The organism is Delftia sp. WSY_12 (assembly GCF_043104645.1).
In the GTDB taxonomy this organism is placed as follows: Bacteria; Pseudomonadota; Gammaproteobacteria; order Burkholderiales; family Burkholderiaceae_C; genus Comamonas; species Comamonas tsuruhatensis.
Window position 1 is genome coordinate 11,551 of the sequence record NZ_JBICKW010000051.1, and the last position, 15,036, is coordinate 26,586.

Consider the following 15,036-nt stretch of genomic DNA (forward strand, 5'->3'; position numbering starts at 1 on the left):
TTCAGGACTGCGCAGGATCGTACGGACGCTCTTCCGTTTTCAAAAAGGCAGCTTGAATGCCTGATACCGCCGCCCTCGCTCCCGACGCCGCCCACATCGTGGGCATCGACCTGGGCACCAGCCACACCGTGGTGGCGCATGTGCCCGTGGGCGGCACGGCGGCCGACATCGCCTTGCTGCCCGTGGCGCAGCGTGTCTCGGCTGGCGAGGTCGCTGCCCAGGTGCTGCTGCCTTCTGCGCGCTACCAGGCGGCGCCCGGCGAGCTGGGCGATGCCTGGCAGCAGCCCTGGGCGGCACTGGGCGCCGATGCGCAAGCGCCCGCCGTCAATGGCCGCTGGGCGCGTGATCTGGGCGCGGCCGTGCCGTCGCGCCTGGTGGCCAGTGCCAAGAGCTGGCTGTCGCACGCGGGCGTGGACCGCACGGCGGCCATCCTGCCCTGGGGCGCGCCCGAAGAGGTGGCCCGGCTGTCGCCGCTGCAGGCCTCGGCCAGTTACCTGGACCATGTCCGGCAGGCCTGGGACCGCACGCACCCCGGCGCGCCGCTGAGGGACCAGCTGGTCGTGCTGACCGTGCCGGCCTCATTCGACGAAGGCGCGCGCGCACTGACGCTGGAGGCCGCGCGGCTGGCCGGTCTGCCTGCGGTGCAATTGCTGGAGGAACCCAAGGCCGCCTTCCACGACTGGCTGGTGCTGCAGGGCGAACGCCTGGCGGCCGAGCTGGCGCACTGCCGCCTGGTGCTGGTGGTGGATGTGGGCGGCGGCACCACCGACCTGACCCTGATCCGCGTGCAGCCCGCTGAAGCTGGAGGCCTGCCCGTGCTGACACGCACGGCCGTGGGCGAGCACCTGATGCTGGGCGGCGACAACATGGACCTGGCGCTGGCCCATCGGCTGGAGCCGCAGTTCGCCCCGCCCGGCGAGCGTCTGCCCGCCGCACGCTTCGCCCAACTGGTGCAGCGCTGCCGCATGGCCAAGGAACAGTTGCTGGCCGACGATGCGCCCGAGTCCGTGGCCGTGACCCTGCTGGGCGGCGGATCGAAGCTGCTGGCGCAGACGCGCACGGCCACGCTGCGCCGCGACGAGGTGCGCGAGGCCGTGGTCGAAGGCTTCATGCCGCTGGCCGGCCTGCAGGATCTGCCCACCCGGCGCCAGGGCGCTTTGCGCGGCCTGGGGCTGCCCTATCCTGCCGATGCGGCGATCACACGGCACCTGGCGCAGTTCCTCGCGCAGCACGCGGCTGGGGAGTTGCCCGATGCGGTCCTGCTCAATGGCGGCGTCTTCCACGCCCATGCGCTGGCCCAGCGGCTGGTGGCGCAACTGCAGGCTTGGCGCGGCCAGCCGCTGCGCCTGCTGCACAACCCGCATCCCGACTGGGCCGTTGCACGCGGCGCAGCGGCGCATGGCCTGGCCATGCATGTCCAGTGCCGTCCGTCTGAGGATTTGCCGGAATCGGAAGATGCCCGGACTGTGCCCGCCCCGGTACCGCGCATCGGCGGTGGCTCGCCGCGCAGCTACTGGCTGGTCCTGCCCGAGAAGGCGGGTGCCGCACCACAGGGCATCTGCCTGCTGCCGCGCGGCACGGAGGAGGGCGTGCGCATCGTGCTCTCCGGCCGGCGCTTTGCGTTGCGCCTGGGCCAGGCCGTGCGCTTTTCGCTGGTGGCCAACAGCTTGGCGGCGGCGCCTGCGCAGGCCGGCCGTATCGCGGCGCTCGACGGCGAGGGCTGGGTCGAGCTGCCCGCCCTGTCCACCGTGCTGCCCGCGCCCGAGGGCCGGGACAAGGCCCAGGTCGAAGTGCAACTGCAGGCCTGCATGACCGAGGTCGGCACGCTGGAGGTGCGCTGCGTGGCCGCCGACGATGCGCAGCGCCAGTGGTTGCTGCCGTTCAGCGTGCGCGGTGCGCTGGCCGCAGATGCGCAGGACACCGGCGATCTTTCTGCCCGGCAGGGCCGGCTGGCGGATGCCGTGGCCCTGATCGAGCGCATCTTCGGCAGCCAGGCCCAGGAGGTGACGGCCAAGGAGGTCCGCCAGCTGCGCCAGTCGCTGGAGCGACGGCTGGGCCCGCGCGAGGACTGGGACCTGCCGCTGCTGCGCGCACTGTTCGACGCCTTGCTGGCCCGCGCCAGGCGCCGCCGCCGCACGGCCGAGCACGAGCGCGTCTGGCTGAACCTGGCAGGCTGGTGCCTGCGCCCCGGCGTGGGCGCCGAGCTGGACGGCTGGCGCATGCAGCAGGTCTGGCAACTGCATGGCCAGGGCCTGGGCCATGGCGGCGAGGCGGCCAACCGCACCGAATGGTGGGTGTTCTGGCGCCGCGTGGCCGCGGGCCTGGACGAGGCCCGGCAGATGGAGCTGCTGGAAGAGGTTGCCGGCCACATGCAAAAGGCCGTGCAGCAGTCCGCGCAGCGCAGCCAGGGCAAGTCCGCCCATGGCAGCTACGACGACATGCTGCGCCTGTTCGCCGCCATGGAAGCTGTGCCCTGGCAGTACCGCCAGGAAATGGGCCAGTGGATGCTGCAGCGGCTGAAGCACCCCGGTGAATCCGTGCAGACCTGGTGGGCCATAGGCCGGCTGGCCGCGCGCATGCCGCTGGCGGCCAACGCCCACCGCGTCATGCCGCCCGAGGCTGCGCAGGAGTTCCTGGACGCCACCCTGGCGCAGGACTGGCGCCGCAATGAAACCGCCATGTTCGCCGCCGTGCAGATGGCCCGCATGACGGGCGACCGTGCGCTGGACCTGTCCGATGTCCAGCGCGCCCTGGTGCTGGAGCGGTTGCGCGGCGCCGGTGCACCGCAGCGCTGGATCGACCTGGTGGAACAGGTCCAGCAGATGGACGCCCAGGATGCGAAGCGCAGCTTTGGGGATAGCCTGCCGCCGGGGCTGGTGCTGGTGGGGTGACGGCTGTTGTCCCAAAAAGAAGGCCCCGCAGTGCGGGGCCTTCTTTTTGGGGAGGCACTGCAGCAAGGGCAGTGCGCTGTGCCGGGTAGTGCTGGGCTTATTGCGATGTCCAGACGTAATAGGCGATGCCTTCGTTGCGGAAGCGGGCAAAGGTGGCGATCACATAGTCGCGTTCGCTGGCATTGGCCGTGTAGAAGTGGGCACCGGAGTCCAGGTTGTAGAACCGGTATACGGGAACGCTGCCAGCGACGGCATTCTTTTGCGCGTACCAGGTGGGGCCTTCGTAGTTGAAACGGGCAAAGGTCTGCAGAACGTAGTCACGTTCGCTTTCATTGATGGTGTAGAAGTGCGCGCCCGAGTCCTGGTTGTAGAAGCGAAATACCGGGCTCAGGTCCTGCCGGGGCTGGGCAGATGCATAGAACGCCACGTTCTCGTACTGGAACTCAGGGAGTTTGGCGATCACGAAATCCCGCTCGGCCACGCTGCCCGTATAGAAGTGGGCACCGGTGCTCGCGTTGTAGAAGCGGTACACAGGGCTGCGTGCGGCGGTTGTGCTGGCTGCCAGCCACTTCTGGATGGCGGGGAACAACAGGTCAAAGCGCCCGTAGATCGAGGTGCCACCAGATGCGGGGCAGGTTTGATCATCACCCCCGTAGAGCGTGCCCGCCAGCCGCCCCTGCAGGAACAGGCCCGAGCCACTGCTGCCCGGCTGCGTCAGCCCCTGGTTCCAGGTCACAAGGTTGAAGCCGCCGTTGCCCTTGCTGTCGTTGGCGCAAAGCATTGTGCCTTCACTCGACGGCTCGCATGCGACCGAGCCATAGACCGTGCCGAAGCTGATCTTTTGCAGGTCGCCACGGGGATGGTGTATGCCCGCGACGCTGGCATTGCTCGTCAGCGTCTGCGTGGTCCAGCCGGAGAAGACTGCGCCAGCGGGAGGTGTGTCGTTGAGGCGCATCAGGGCACCGTCATAGGTGGCCGTCGCATAGAGCAGGGTCGCGCCGTTGCGGAGGACCTTGCTCCCCGATGACAGGGTGCGGCTGTTGCACGAGGGCGTGCGGTAGAACCACGAGGTCTCCAGCGTTGAAGCCACGGTCTGGTTGCTGATGCAGTGGTTGGCCGTGACGAAGTAGGGGGTGCCGGAGCTTGCCGTGTCGTTGAGCAGGGTGCCGGAGCACACGTAACCCATGCCATCCTTGATGTAGAGCATACGGGCCACTGCGTTGCGTTGCGCGCTGTAGTCGTCGTAGCAGGTGGAGTCGAGATGGCAGGACAGGGACTCGTTGAGCTGGGCAGAGAACTGCATTTCGCTTTCCAGCGGAAGCGAGAGGTTCTCGTGCACATGCATCACGCGCGGAATGGCGATGCGCAGCGTCTCGGCGGGTGTGCCTGGCGGAAGTTCGATTTCCAGCGTCACCTCGTCGCCGCCCGTGTCCGGCGTCCACCAGGTGCGGGCATCGGCGCTTTTGTCGCCAGCGTCCAGGTTGGTCTGCAGTATCTGCAGGATGCGCTGGCCGGCGATTTCGTAGGCACCTGCGCGATCGCCTTGCGCGTAGATGCGCAGCAGCGCGCTGCCAGGCAGCTGATTCATTTCCACGCCCAGGCGGATGCCGTAGGCACCTTCCGAGCGCACGCTGATGGCAGCCACGTGCCCGCCAGAGGCGGTGGGGCTCCATTGCAACTGTGATGCCAGCGCGTCCGCCGTGGCTGTGCCTGCACTCAGCCGTTGTGCGCCCACCTGCATCGCGCCGCCAGCGGGCGCCGATGCTGCGCGGTATTCCTGCCAGGCGCCCAGCTCCACGCGCAGCGGCGTGACTTCGGCGATGGCGGCCTGGCTGCGCGCGGCCAGGAATTCCCGGGGTGTGTTCAAGGGCTGGACATGGTGATCCACGCTCATGATGGGGGCGGCGCCCTCCTGCCCCCATGCCAGCCCCAGGCTGCCTGCCAGGGCGAGCGCCAGCGCGACGCTGCGCAAGCCCCTGCGCGCAGTGGTGTCGAAAAGATCGGTCATGAGCTCCCTCTCAACGGATTGGTGGATATTGCGAAACCCGGGCATTTTAGGTGTTGTGTGCGTGACAGCCCGGTGACGGCAGGGCCGTCCGGCGCTTCCTAGAATGGTCGCTGCGCTGCAGCGGCAGCCGGGAGCGGACACTGCGAGCGCCGTGCCTGCCCCACACATCTGCCCCCTGTCATCTACCAAGGATCTGATCCAGCATGAGCCACTCCTACTCCGACACCCAACTCCTGATCGACGGCCAATGGCAGGACGCCGCCAGCGGCAGGAAGATTCCCGTGCGCAACCCGGCCAGCGGCGAGGTCATCGGCCATGTGGCCCATGCCGACGTGGCCGACCTGGACCGTGCGCTGGCCGCCGCTCAGCGCGGCTTCGAGACCTGGCGCAAGGTCTCCGCCCATGAGCGCGGAGCCGCCATGCGCCGTGCCGCAGCCCTGCTCAAGGACCGGGCCGACGAGATCGCTGCCCTGCTGACGCAGGAGCAGGGCAAGCCGCTGGCCGAGGCCAAGGGCGAGATCCTGGCCGGCGTGGGCATCATCGAATGGTTTGCCGACGAGGCGCTGCGCGTGTACGGCCGCATCGTGCCCTCGCGCCGTCCCGAGGTGCAGCAGCTGGTGATCAAGGAGCCCGTGGGTCCCGTGGCCGCCTTCACGCCCTGGAACTTCCCCGTCAACCAGATCGTGCGCAAGATCGGCGCGGCGCTGGCCACGGGCTGCTCCTTCCTGTGCAAGGCGCCCGAGGAAACGCCGGCCGCGCCTGCCGCCCTGTTCAAGTGCTTTGTCGATGCCGGCGTGCCCGCCGGGGTGGTGGGCCTGGTGTTCGGCGATCCGGCCCAGATTTCCTCCTACCTGATCGCCCATCCCGTGATCCGCAAGGTCACGTTCACGGGTTCCACGCCCGTGGGCAAGCAGCTGGCGGCGCTGGCCGGCCAGCACATGAAGCGCTCGACCATGGAGCTGGGCGGCCACGCGCCGGTCATCGTGGCCGAGGATGCCGATGTGGCGCTGGCCGTCAAGGCGGCGGGTGCCGCCAAGTTCCGCAATGCAGGCCAGGTCTGTATCTCGCCCACGCGCTTTCTGGTGCACAACAGCGTGCGCGAGGAGTTCACACGCGCCATGGTGGCGCATGCCGAAGGCCTCAAGGTCGGCGATGGCCTGGTGCAGGGCACGCAGATGGGCCCGCTGGCCAATCCGCGCCGCGTCACCGCACTGGCCCGTTTCATCGAGGACGCGCAAAAGCAGGGCGCCAAGCTGCTCACGGGCGGCGGCTCCCTGGGCGACAAGGGCAACTACTTTGCACCCACGGTGCTGGGCGATGTGCCGCTGAGCGCCGAGATCTTCAACCAGGAGCCTTTCGGCCCCGTGGCTGCCATCCGCGGCTTCGACGATCTGGGCGATGCCATCGCCGAGGCCAACCGCCTGTCCTATGGCTTGGCCGCCTATGCGTTCACGCGCTCCATCAAGACCGCTCACCAGCTGGCGCAGCAGGTCGAGGCCGGCATGCTGTGGATCAACCAGCCGGCCGTGGCCTCGGCCGAGATGCCGTTCGGCGGCATCAAGGACTCGGGCTACGGCTCCGAAGGCGGACCCGAGGCGCTGGAGGCCTACCTGGTCTCCAAGGCCGTGTCCATTGCCGCCGTGTGATCATGGCCGGCTGAACGATGAACGGCCCCTGAGGGGGCCGTTTTTCATGGGTGCGGCTTGCGCGCGGGAATGCGGTAGATGACGGCCGCGTACTTGGGCCGCTGCTGCTGCTCCACGACGACTCCGCCCAATCCTTCGGCGATGCGCCGGCTGGCCGTGTTGGCCTCGGCCACCGGGTAGCTGAAGGACTGCGGGGCGAAGGTTTCTGCGGCCCAGGCGGCCAGGGCGGCAACGGCCTCGCGGCCATGGCCCTGGCCATGCGCGTCCTCGCGTATCCAGATGCCGAGTTCGGGCTCGGCATCGCGCGCGCGGTGCAGGCCCAGCAGGCCGGTGAATCGGCCTGACGCGCGCTCGCGCAGCGTGAAGTTTAAGTCCGTGCCGGCTGCGATCTCCGGCAGCCATCCGCGCCAGACCGCCTCGAAATCGGCAGGCGCCGATGGCGGCTCGAACGACAGGTAGCGCGTCAACGTGGGCGTGATGCAGGCAAAGGCCTCATCGGCATCGGCGGCAGTGAAGGGGCGCAGCGCCAGGCGCTGTGAGGTGATGGTGGTGTCGCTCCACGTCATGGATGCTTTCCTCGCAACAGGGGGACAGAGAGCGTGGGGCGCTGCCGGCCTGGGCCGGCCTTAGCCGTTCATTCTGGCATGGGTCCGTGCTTCAGCCGGCATTGCGGAAAAAGGCTTCGTGCTGCGCGATCTCATGCGCGGCATGGCGCAGCTGGCGGGCCTGGTCGGGGTGGCGTTCGGCCACGCGCTGCGCCAGCGCGCGCAAAAGCGGCGGGCACTGGCCGGGGGACTGCTGCAGCCGCTGCAGGCGCAGCAGCGCGGCGCGCACGGCGCGGGCCGTGCCGTCGCCCAGCGCGGCTTCCTCGGACAGCTGGTGCAGCGCCTGGATGGCGCGGCCCACATGCAGCGCGGCCAGGCCGCACTCGGCCGCCTGCGCGCCCAGCTGCCCTCCAGCCTGCTCCGACATGCGCACCAGGCGCAGCAGCCGGTGGTACAGGCGGGCGCGCCAGATGCGGCCATCGCGCGCATGGCCCGGCGTGGCGGCCATGTCCTGCAGCTCGTGGACCATCATGGAGCGCAGGCCCTGCAGCCGTCCCTGCAGGGTGACCGGCAGGATGAATCGGTAGGCAGCCCAGCCGGCCAGCGGCCCGGATACCACGGCCAGCCCCAGGGCCAGCGCATGGCCGAAGCTGGCCGTCTGCGGGTAGTGGGGCTGCAGCAGGAGCAGCAGCACCATGTTGCAGTCATAGCCCGAGAGCGCGGTGCGCTGGTGCGAGAACAGCAGTGCGCCCACGTAGACGAAGGGCAGCATCAGCCACACCAGGCCCGCCTGGCTGCTGGCGAACGGCCAGACCAGCCACTGGCAGGCCAGGGCCACCAGCACGCCCATGGCCTGGCCCAGGGTCACATGGCGCATGGTGGCCGACGGGTTCTCGAAGCCCGAGAACACGGTCAGCATGATGGACATGCCCAGCAGCATGTAGGCGCCGCCGCTCCAGCCCGTCACCACCCACAGCAGGCCCACGATGGCGATGGCCGCGCTGGCACGCAGCATGGCGCGGCGCGCGCCCAGCCAATCGCTGTGCAGCACCACGGGCCATTGGCGCGCGCGGTGGCCGGGCGGCAGGGCCACGTCATGGGTGGCGGCCAGGTGGGCCTGCAGCGCAAAGCCCATCGGGGCCAGCATGTCGGCCGCGCCGGGCCAGGTTGCGGCGGACTCGCGTGCGCGTATCAGGGCCGCCGCGGCCTCGTGCAACTGCACGCGCGTCTCCAGTGCCACGGCGGCTTCGCGCAGCGCCTGCGCGGCAGCCAGGGCCTGCGCGTCGCCAAAGGCCGCAGGCGGCTCCTGCGACGGCGCGTCACGCAGCCACAGCAGGGCCGAGATCTGGGCATTCATGAGTCGGCGCAGCGCGTGCACGGCCTCGCGCGAGCGCTGCGATCCTGCGGCGTGCGGGTCCAGCCCCTCCTCGATCACCGCCATGGCCAGCAGGCGGGCGGCGATCTCCTGCGAGCCCAGTGACGAACGGCCGCGCGCCTGCAGGCTGTCGGCCAGATCGCGCAGCAGCCGGGCAAACAGCTGGCGTACCTCGGCATTGCCGGGAATGCCGCTGCCCTTGGGCGTGAACAGCCAGCCCACGAGCAAGGCTGCGAATACGCCGGTCAGCGCGGTGAACAGCCGGTCCCAGCCCAGGGCGAAGACCTGGTCGGGATGGGCGAAGTCCAGCAGCGCCACCATGGCTGCCGAATAGCCGGCCAGCATGGTGCCGTAGGCCACGAAGCTGCGCTGCAGATTGCCCACGCCCGCACACAGGCCCAGCCAGACGGCCAGGCCCAGCACCAGCCACAGCAGATTGCCCTGGGCCAGCAGCACCAGGCCCACGCCCACGGCCGTGCCGGCCACGGTGCCTGCGACCCGGAAAAAGCTTTTCTCGACCAGTTGCCCGCGCAGCGGCTGGGATGCGGCCCAGGTGGCCATGGCGGCCCACTGCGGATGCTCCAGCCCCAGCTGCCAGGCGGCCAGCAAGGCCAGGCAGGCGGCGAAGGCCGTGCGCAGGTGCTGGCGCAGGCGCACGGGGTCGAAGCCCCAGCGGACCGAGGCCTGCAGCAGGCGGCCATAGGCATCGTGGAGGGCGCTCATGGCGCGCCTTCCGTGCGCAGCGCGGCCATGCGCGCCTGGATCTTGGCCATGCCGGCCAGCATGGCCTCGACCTCGGCATCGTCCAGGTCCTGCAGCATGGCCAGCTCGGCCTGCAGCATGGTGGCGCGCACGCGGTCCACGGCGCCGTTGCCTTCATCGGTCAGGAAGATGCGCTTGCTGCGCCGGTCGCCGGGGTCGGCACGGCGTTCCACCCAGCCGTGGCCTTCCAGAATATCGAGCAGGCGCACCAGGCTGGAGCCGTCCAGGCCCACACGCTCGGCCAGTTCCTTTTGCGTGACGCCATCGCCCCAGGCGCGCAGGTGGATCAGCGGCGCCCAGGTGGCGTCGGTCAGGCCGTCGGCCAGCAGTTGTTCCTCGACCTGGCGGCGCCACTGGCGTACCAGGGTGACCATGAGAAAGCCGAGACGGGCGCGGGGAGGGGCAGAGGCAAAGGACATGCCTCGATTATCTTTGTAGTTCAATTAATTTGCATTGCAAATTAATTGTGCCTGCATTTGATTCAAGGGTATTCCCTTGTTCTGGAAGGCAGGCCGTCCATGAAAAAGGCCCTGCAAGACGATGCTTTGCAGGGCCGGTCGATGGATGCTGGCAGCTTCAGAGCAGGCCGGGCACCCAGCGGTTGAAGAGCAGGCCCGCTACCAGCAGCCATGCGAAAAGCAAGGCGGCCAGCAGCAGGGGCTTCGTGCCTGCGGCACGCACGGCGCGGACATGGGTGGTCAGGCCCAGGGCCGCCATGGCCACGGCCAGCAGCGCGCTGTCCAGCTGCACGCCCACCTGCACCACGGCGGCAGGCAGCACGCCCAGCGAGTTCACGCCGGCCATGGCGACGAAGCCCAGCGCAAACCAGGGAATGGTGATGCGGCGCGGCTGGCTGTCGCTCACCTGGCTGCTGCGGTTGCCGCGCGCCACCGCCATGGACAGCAGCAGCAGGAAGGGGGCGAGCATCATCACGCGCACCATCTTGGAGATCACGGCCACGTCGGCGGCTTCGGGCGCAATGGCTTCGCCGGCGGCCACGACCTGGGCCACCTCGTGCACGGTGGAGCCCACGTACAGCCCGTACTGCGCGGGCGACATGTCCAGCCAGCCGTGGGCAGCGTTCCAGTGGAACAGCGCGGGATAGAGGAAGGTGCCCACGGTGCCGAAGACCACCACGGTGGCCACGGCCACGGCCACGTCTTCGGCACGTCCCTTGATCACGGGTTCGGTGGCCAGCACGGCAGCGGCGCCGCAGATGGAGCTGCCCGCGCCGATCAGCACCGTGGTGCGCGCATCCAGCCCGAAGACGCGGCGGCCCAGCCACTGCGCCAGCAAAAAGGTGCTGCCCAGCACCAGGGCATCGACCACCACGCCGGCCATGCCCACATGGCCTATGTCCTGGAAGGTCAGCCGCAGGCCGTAGAGCACGATGCCCGCGCGCAGCAGGCGCTGCTTGGCCAGGCCCACGCCGGCATGGCAACTGGGCGCCAGGCGCGGATAGACGGTGTTGCCGATGACCAGGCCGATGCAGATGGCCAGCGTCAGCGCGCTCAGGCCCGAACCGGCCAGCAGGGGCTGGCGTGCGCCCCAGGTGGCGGCTGCGGCAATGGCTCCGGCCAGCAGCAGGCCGGGCGCAAGCTCGGTCAATTGGCGCAGCCAGCCGGACGGATGGGAGGGGCGTGGGAGGGATGTGGTGTTCATGGTGCCTGCGCGCCGCGTCAGGAGCGCGGTGCATGGGAGGCACTTTAGATTTCTTGGCTATATTCGTATAACGAATAGTTTTTGTAGCACCAACCGGGCAAACAGGTTGATGCCTCGTCCAGACTGCACGCCATGCTGCACCTCACCCTGCGCCAACTTGAAATCTTCTGCGCCGTCGCTCAGGCGGGCTCCACCGTGGCCGCGGCCGACGCCGTGGCCCTGTCGCAGTCGGCCACCAGCGCCGCGCTGCAGCAGCTGGAGCAGGCCATGGGCGCCCAGCTGTTCGAGCGCGTGGGCCGGCGGCTGGCGCTCAACGACGCGGGGCGCGCCCTGCTGCCCGAGGCACTGGCGCTGCTGGAGCAGGCCAGGGGCATAGAGCAGGCGTTTTCGGTGCGGGCCGCCAGCCTGCCCGTGCGTCTGCGCGTGGCAGCCAGCACCACCATAGGCACCTATGCGCTGCCGGCCGTGCTCGCGCACCTGGCGCGCAGCCATCCGCACCTGAGCGTGGACCTGCAGATCGCCAATACGCGCGAGGTGGGCCAGGCCGTGGAGTCGCTGGACGTGGACCTGGGCCTGATCGAGGGCACCAGCCACTGGCCGGGGCTGGAGGTCGAGCCCTGGATGCGTGACGAACTCGTCATCGTGGCCGCAGCACAGGACCCGCTGGTGCAGGCCGCAGGCCAGCGCCCGCTGGGCGTGGCCGCCTTGCGCGGTGCGCGCTGGCTGCTGCGCGAGCCGGGCTCGGGCACGCGCGAGATGGTGGAGCATGCCTTGCTGCCGCATCTGCACCAGCTGCCGGCTGCCGCCACGCTGGGCAGTTCGGAGGCGATTGCGCGCTGCGTGGCCCAGGGCCTGGGCGTCAGCTGCCTGTCGCGCGTGCTGGTGCAGGCCCTGGTCGCCTCGGGAGAGCTGGCCGTGCTGCCGACCACGCTGCCGCGCATGTGGCGGGATTTCTCGCTGGTGCAGCGGGCGGGCAAGCGCCGCTCGCCGGCGCTGGCGGCCTTTGTGCAGGCCTGCCGCCAACACGCCCAGGACTGAGGCGGGTTATTTGCCCAGCGGAATCGGCGTGCTGCGCGGCACGGGCACGGCGGTGACGCTGTTTTGCGGCGAGCCTTCGATCACGCGGTCCGAGTAGGTCATGTAGACCAGGGTGTTGCGCTGCGCATCGACCATGCGCACCACGCGCAGACGCTTGAACAGCAGCGAGATGCGTTCGGTGAACACCTCGTCCTGCTGCTTGAGCGGCGCAGGGATCTGGATGGGTCCGGTCTGCACGCAGCTGATCGAGGCTTCGGCGCGGTCCTCGGCCAGGCCCAGGCCACCCTTGATGCCGCCGGTCTTGGCGCGCGAGACATAGCAGGTCACGCCCGCCACCTTGGGATCGTCATAGGCATCGACCACGATCTTGTGGTCCGGGCCTATGAACTTGAACACCGTGTCCACCGCGCCCACCTGCTCGGCGCGCGCACCGCAGGCGCCCAGCAGCAGCGTGGCCAGAGCGGCCGTGAGCAAGGCGCGGCCGTTCATGTCAAGCCTCACCCGCCACATGGCGGCGCAGGTGTTCGAGGGCTTCCTCGACCTGGTCCACCAGCACCAGGCACAGGTCGCCGGGCGTCAGCCGCGCCAGCGCGTGGTCGATGGCGTTGAACTCACCCTGGATCTGGGTCACGTAGTCGGTGCGCGGTGCGCCTTGCAGGCCTTGCTGCAGCAGGGCCAGGACTTCACCGTCGGCGCGGCCGCGCTGGCAGGCATCCTGGTAGAGGATGACGTCGTCGAAGGCCTTGCCCAGGATCTGTGTCTGCTCGGTGATGTCCTGGTCGCGGCGGTCGCCCGCGCCGCTGATGACCACGCTGCGGCGCTGGGCCGGCATGGCATCCACGGCCTGCACCAGGGCGCGGATGGCGTCGGGGTTGTGGCCGTAGTCGGCGATCAGCGTGGCGCCACGGTAGTCCATGACGTTGAAGCGTCCGGGGGCGTTGTCGCTGTCGTTGACGAAGCCGGCCAGCCCGCGGCGGATGGTCTGCCACGGCAGACCCACGCCCCAGGCGGCGGCGATGGCGGCCATGACGTTCTCCACCTGGAAGGTGATGGTGCCGTTGCGCGTGATGGGGATCTCGCGCAGGGCGATGGTCTCGCGCCACGAACTTTCGGCCGCAACGATGCTGTCGCCGTCCACGTAGACCACGCGGTTGCCCTGGGCACGGTGCGTGGCCATCACGGGGTGGTGGCGGTCGGCCGCGAAATAGATGACCTTGCCCGGCGAGGTGGAGGCCATGGCCGCCACCAGCGGGTCGGCGGCGTTGAGCACGGCATAGCCGTCGGCGGCCACGTTCTGCACGATGACGCGCTTGAGCACGGCCACGTCTTCCACCGTGGTGATGTAGTTCAGGCCCAGGTGGTCGCCTGCGCCCACGTTGGTGACCACGGCCACCTGGCAGCGGTCGAAGCCCAGCCCTTCGCGCAGGATGCCGCCGCGCGCGCATTCGAGCACGGCCGCATCGGTCTCGGGGTGGGCCAGGGCGTTGCGCGCGCTGCGCGGGCCCGAGCAGTCGCCGCTGTCGATCTGGCGGCCGTTGACGTAGACGCCGTCGGTATTGGTCATGGCCGTGCGCCAGCCATGCGAGGTGAACAGGTGGGCGATCAGGCGCGTGGTCGTGGTCTTGCCATTGGTGCCGGTGACGGCCACCAGCGGGATGCGGCCATCCTGGCCGGGTGCGAACAGCTCATCGACCATGGGCACGCCCACGTTGCGGGGCTTGCCGAAGGACGGCGCCAGGTGCATGCGCAGGCCCGGTGCGGCGTTGACTTCGACGATGCCGCCGTTTTGCTCCTCCAGCGGGCGCAGCATGGTCTCGCAGACCACGTCCACGCCGCAGATGTGCAGGCCGATGGTCTGGGCGGCCTCCACGGCGCGCGCAGCGATGTCGGGGTGCACGTCGTCCGTCACATCGGTGGCGCTGCCGCCGGTGGACAGGTTGGCGTTGTTGCGCAGCACCACGCGCTGGCCCTGGGCCGGCACGGATTCGGGCGTGAGCCCTTCTGTGGCGATGCGCGCGATGGCGATGTCGTCCAGGCGGATCTTGGTCAGCGCCGTGCCGTGGCCCGAGCCGCGGCGCGGGTCCTGGTTGACGATGTCCACCAGCTCGCGGATGGTGTGCTGGCCGTCGCCCAGCACCTGGGGCGGCTCGCGGCGCGCAGCGGCCACCAGCTGGCCGCCGACCACCAGCAGGCGGAAGTCATGGCCTGGCAGGAAGCGCTCGACCATGATGTCGTCGCCGAATTCCGAGGCGGTGGCGAAGGCAGCCTTGAGCTGCTCGTGCGTGGTGATGTTGACCACCACGCCCTTGCCCTGGTTGCCGTCCTGGGGCTTGACCACCACGGGCAGTCCCACTTCCTGGGCCACGAGCCAGGCTTCTTCCACGTCCTTGACGGGGCGGCCCAGCGGCACGGGCACGCCGGCGGCGTGCAGCAGGCGCTTGGTCAGGTCCTTGTCCTGGGCGATGGACTCGGCCACGGCGCTGGTCTGGTCCAGCTCGGCGGCCTGGATGCGGCGCGCCTTGGAGCCCCAGCCCAGTTGCACCAGCGAGCCCGAGGTCAGGCGGCGGATGGGAATGCCGCGCGCCACGGCCGCATCGACGATGGAGCCTGTGGAGGGGCCGATGCGCTCGTCCTCGTCGAGTTCACGCAGCTCGGCCACCACCTTGTCGGCGTCGAAGGGCGTGTCGGCCAGTGCCGACTGCAGCAGCGCACCGGCCTGTTCCATGGCCAGGCGGCCCACGGATTCCTCGGTGTACTCCACCACCACCTGGTAGGTGCCGGCTTCCACGGTCTCGTGCGTGCGGCTGAAGGTCACGGGGCAGCCGGCCTGGGCCTGCAGCGACAGGGCCGCCACTTCCAGCACATGGGCCAGCGACAGGCGCTGGTCGGCACCGTGCGGCTGCAGCGTGCCGATCTTGGGAAAGCGTGCGCGCAGCCGGTCCTCGAACCCTGCCAGGGCCGAGTAGTCACAGTCGCCGGGCTCGCATTGCACGATGGCTTCGATAGCGGTGCTGCGGGTCCAGAGATTGGGGCCGCGCAGGGCTCGGATGCGGGTGATCTGCATAGTGTCTTCTTTCGGAGGGCAGGCCCGCGTCGCCGGGCCTGCCTG

10 protein-coding genes are annotated in these 15,036 nt (G+C 69.7%); 3 read left to right on the forward strand and 7 right to left on the reverse strand.

Translation table 11 applies throughout. The features are described 5' to 3' along the window. Positions 1-56: 56 nt before the first annotated feature. Positions 57-2,891, forward strand: coding sequence for an Hsp70 family protein (locus ACF8LI_RS22895; protein WP_392413528.1), 2,835 nt, complete (start codon positions 57-59; stop codon positions 2,889-2,891). A 97-nt stretch (positions 2,892-2,988) separates the two neighbouring features. On the opposite strand, the gene ACF8LI_RS22900 is transcribed toward ACF8LI_RS22895, so the two are convergent. Then, positions 2,989-4,899 (reverse strand): trypsin-like peptidase domain-containing protein, encoded by a 1,911-nt coding sequence (locus tag ACF8LI_RS22900; protein WP_392413530.1) that lies wholly within the window; start codon positions 4,897-4,899, stop codon positions 2,989-2,991. Positions 4,900-5,102: 203 nt separating this feature from the next. On the opposite strand from ACF8LI_RS22900, the gene ACF8LI_RS22905 reads away from it, so the two are divergent. After that, complete coding sequence (locus ACF8LI_RS22905) at positions 5,103-6,545, forward strand: NAD-dependent succinate-semialdehyde dehydrogenase (protein WP_392413532.1); 1,443 nt, start codon at positions 5,103-5,105, stop codon at positions 6,543-6,545. Positions 6,546-6,589: 44 nt separating this feature from the next. Here ACF8LI_RS22905 and ACF8LI_RS22910 read toward each other — a convergent pair whose 3' ends face one another. From ACF8LI_RS22910 to ACF8LI_RS22925, 4 genes are all read right to left on the reverse strand, one after another. Further along, positions 6,590-7,111, reverse strand: coding sequence for a GNAT family N-acetyltransferase (locus ACF8LI_RS22910; protein ID WP_392413533.1), 522 nt, complete (start codon positions 7,109-7,111; stop codon positions 6,590-6,592). A gap of 91 nt (positions 7,112-7,202) precedes the next feature. Then, a complete protein-coding gene (locus ACF8LI_RS22915; protein ID WP_392413535.1) occupies positions 7,203-9,188 on the reverse strand; it encodes an FUSC family protein in 1,986 nt (661 codons plus the stop codon). Next, positions 9,185-9,646 (reverse strand): MarR family winged helix-turn-helix transcriptional regulator, encoded by a 462-nt coding sequence (locus ACF8LI_RS22920; protein WP_012207511.1) that lies wholly within the window; start codon positions 9,644-9,646, stop codon positions 9,185-9,187. Before ACF8LI_RS22920 ends, ACF8LI_RS22915 begins: the two co-directional genes overlap by 4 nt. A gap of 157 nt (positions 9,647-9,803) precedes the next feature. Further along, positions 9,804-10,889: a YeiH family protein gene (locus ACF8LI_RS22925; RefSeq protein ID WP_392413537.1), complete on the reverse strand. Its 1,086-nt coding sequence runs from the start codon at positions 10,887-10,889 to the stop codon at positions 9,804-9,806. A 132-nt stretch (positions 10,890-11,021) separates the two neighbouring features. Here ACF8LI_RS22925 and ACF8LI_RS22930 point away from each other — a divergent pair, with 132 nt between their 5' ends. Beyond that, positions 11,022-11,927 (forward strand): LysR family transcriptional regulator, encoded by a 906-nt coding sequence (locus tag ACF8LI_RS22930; protein WP_013800638.1) that lies wholly within the window; start codon positions 11,022-11,024, stop codon positions 11,925-11,927. Positions 11,928-11,933: 6 nt separating this feature from the next. Here ACF8LI_RS22930 and ACF8LI_RS22935 read toward each other — a convergent pair whose 3' ends face one another. Beyond that, entirely contained in the window at positions 11,934-12,416 is a 483-nt protein-coding gene (locus ACF8LI_RS22935) for a CreA family protein (RefSeq protein WP_013800639.1), read from the reverse strand. Position 12,417: 1 nt separating this feature from the next. Next, a complete protein-coding gene (cphA, locus tag ACF8LI_RS22940; protein WP_392413539.1) occupies positions 12,418-14,991 on the reverse strand; it encodes a cyanophycin synthetase in 2,574 nt (857 codons plus the stop codon). Positions 14,992-15,036: the final 45 nt, after the last annotated feature.

Bases quoted from the DNA above. Each gene is read 5' to 3' on its own strand.
- ACF8LI_RS22895 (WP_392413528.1), top strand. From the start codon at position 57: ATGCCTGATACCGCCGCCCTCGCTCCCGACGCCGCCCACATCGTGGGC.
- cphA (WP_392413539.1), bottom strand. From the start codon at position 14,991: ATGCAGATCACCCGCATCCGAGCCCTGCGCGGCCCCAATCTCTGGACC.
- ACF8LI_RS22920 (WP_012207511.1), bottom strand. From the start codon at position 9,646: ATGTCCTTTGCCTCTGCCCCTCCCCGCGCCCGTCTCGGCTTTCTCATG.
- ACF8LI_RS22915 (WP_392413535.1), bottom strand. From the start codon at position 9,188: ATGAGCGCCCTCCACGATGCCTATGGCCGCCTGCTGCAGGCCTCGGTC.
- ACF8LI_RS22925 (WP_392413537.1), bottom strand. From the start codon at position 10,889: ATGAACACCACATCCCTCCCACGCCCCTCCCATCCGTCCGGCTGGCTG.
- ACF8LI_RS22905 (WP_392413532.1), top strand. From the start codon at position 5,103: ATGAGCCACTCCTACTCCGACACCCAACTCCTGATCGACGGCCAATGG.
- ACF8LI_RS22930 (WP_013800638.1), top strand. From the start codon at position 11,022: ATGCTGCACCTCACCCTGCGCCAACTTGAAATCTTCTGCGCCGTCGCT.
- ACF8LI_RS22935 (WP_013800639.1), bottom strand. From the start codon at position 12,416: ATGAACGGCCGCGCCTTGCTCACGGCCGCTCTGGCCACGCTGCTGCTG.
- ACF8LI_RS22900 (WP_392413530.1), bottom strand. From the start codon at position 4,899: ATGACCGATCTTTTCGACACCACTGCGCGCAGGGGCTTGCGCAGCGTC.
- ACF8LI_RS22910 (WP_392413533.1), bottom strand. From the start codon at position 7,111: ATGACGTGGAGCGACACCACCATCACCTCACAGCGCCTGGCGCTGCGC.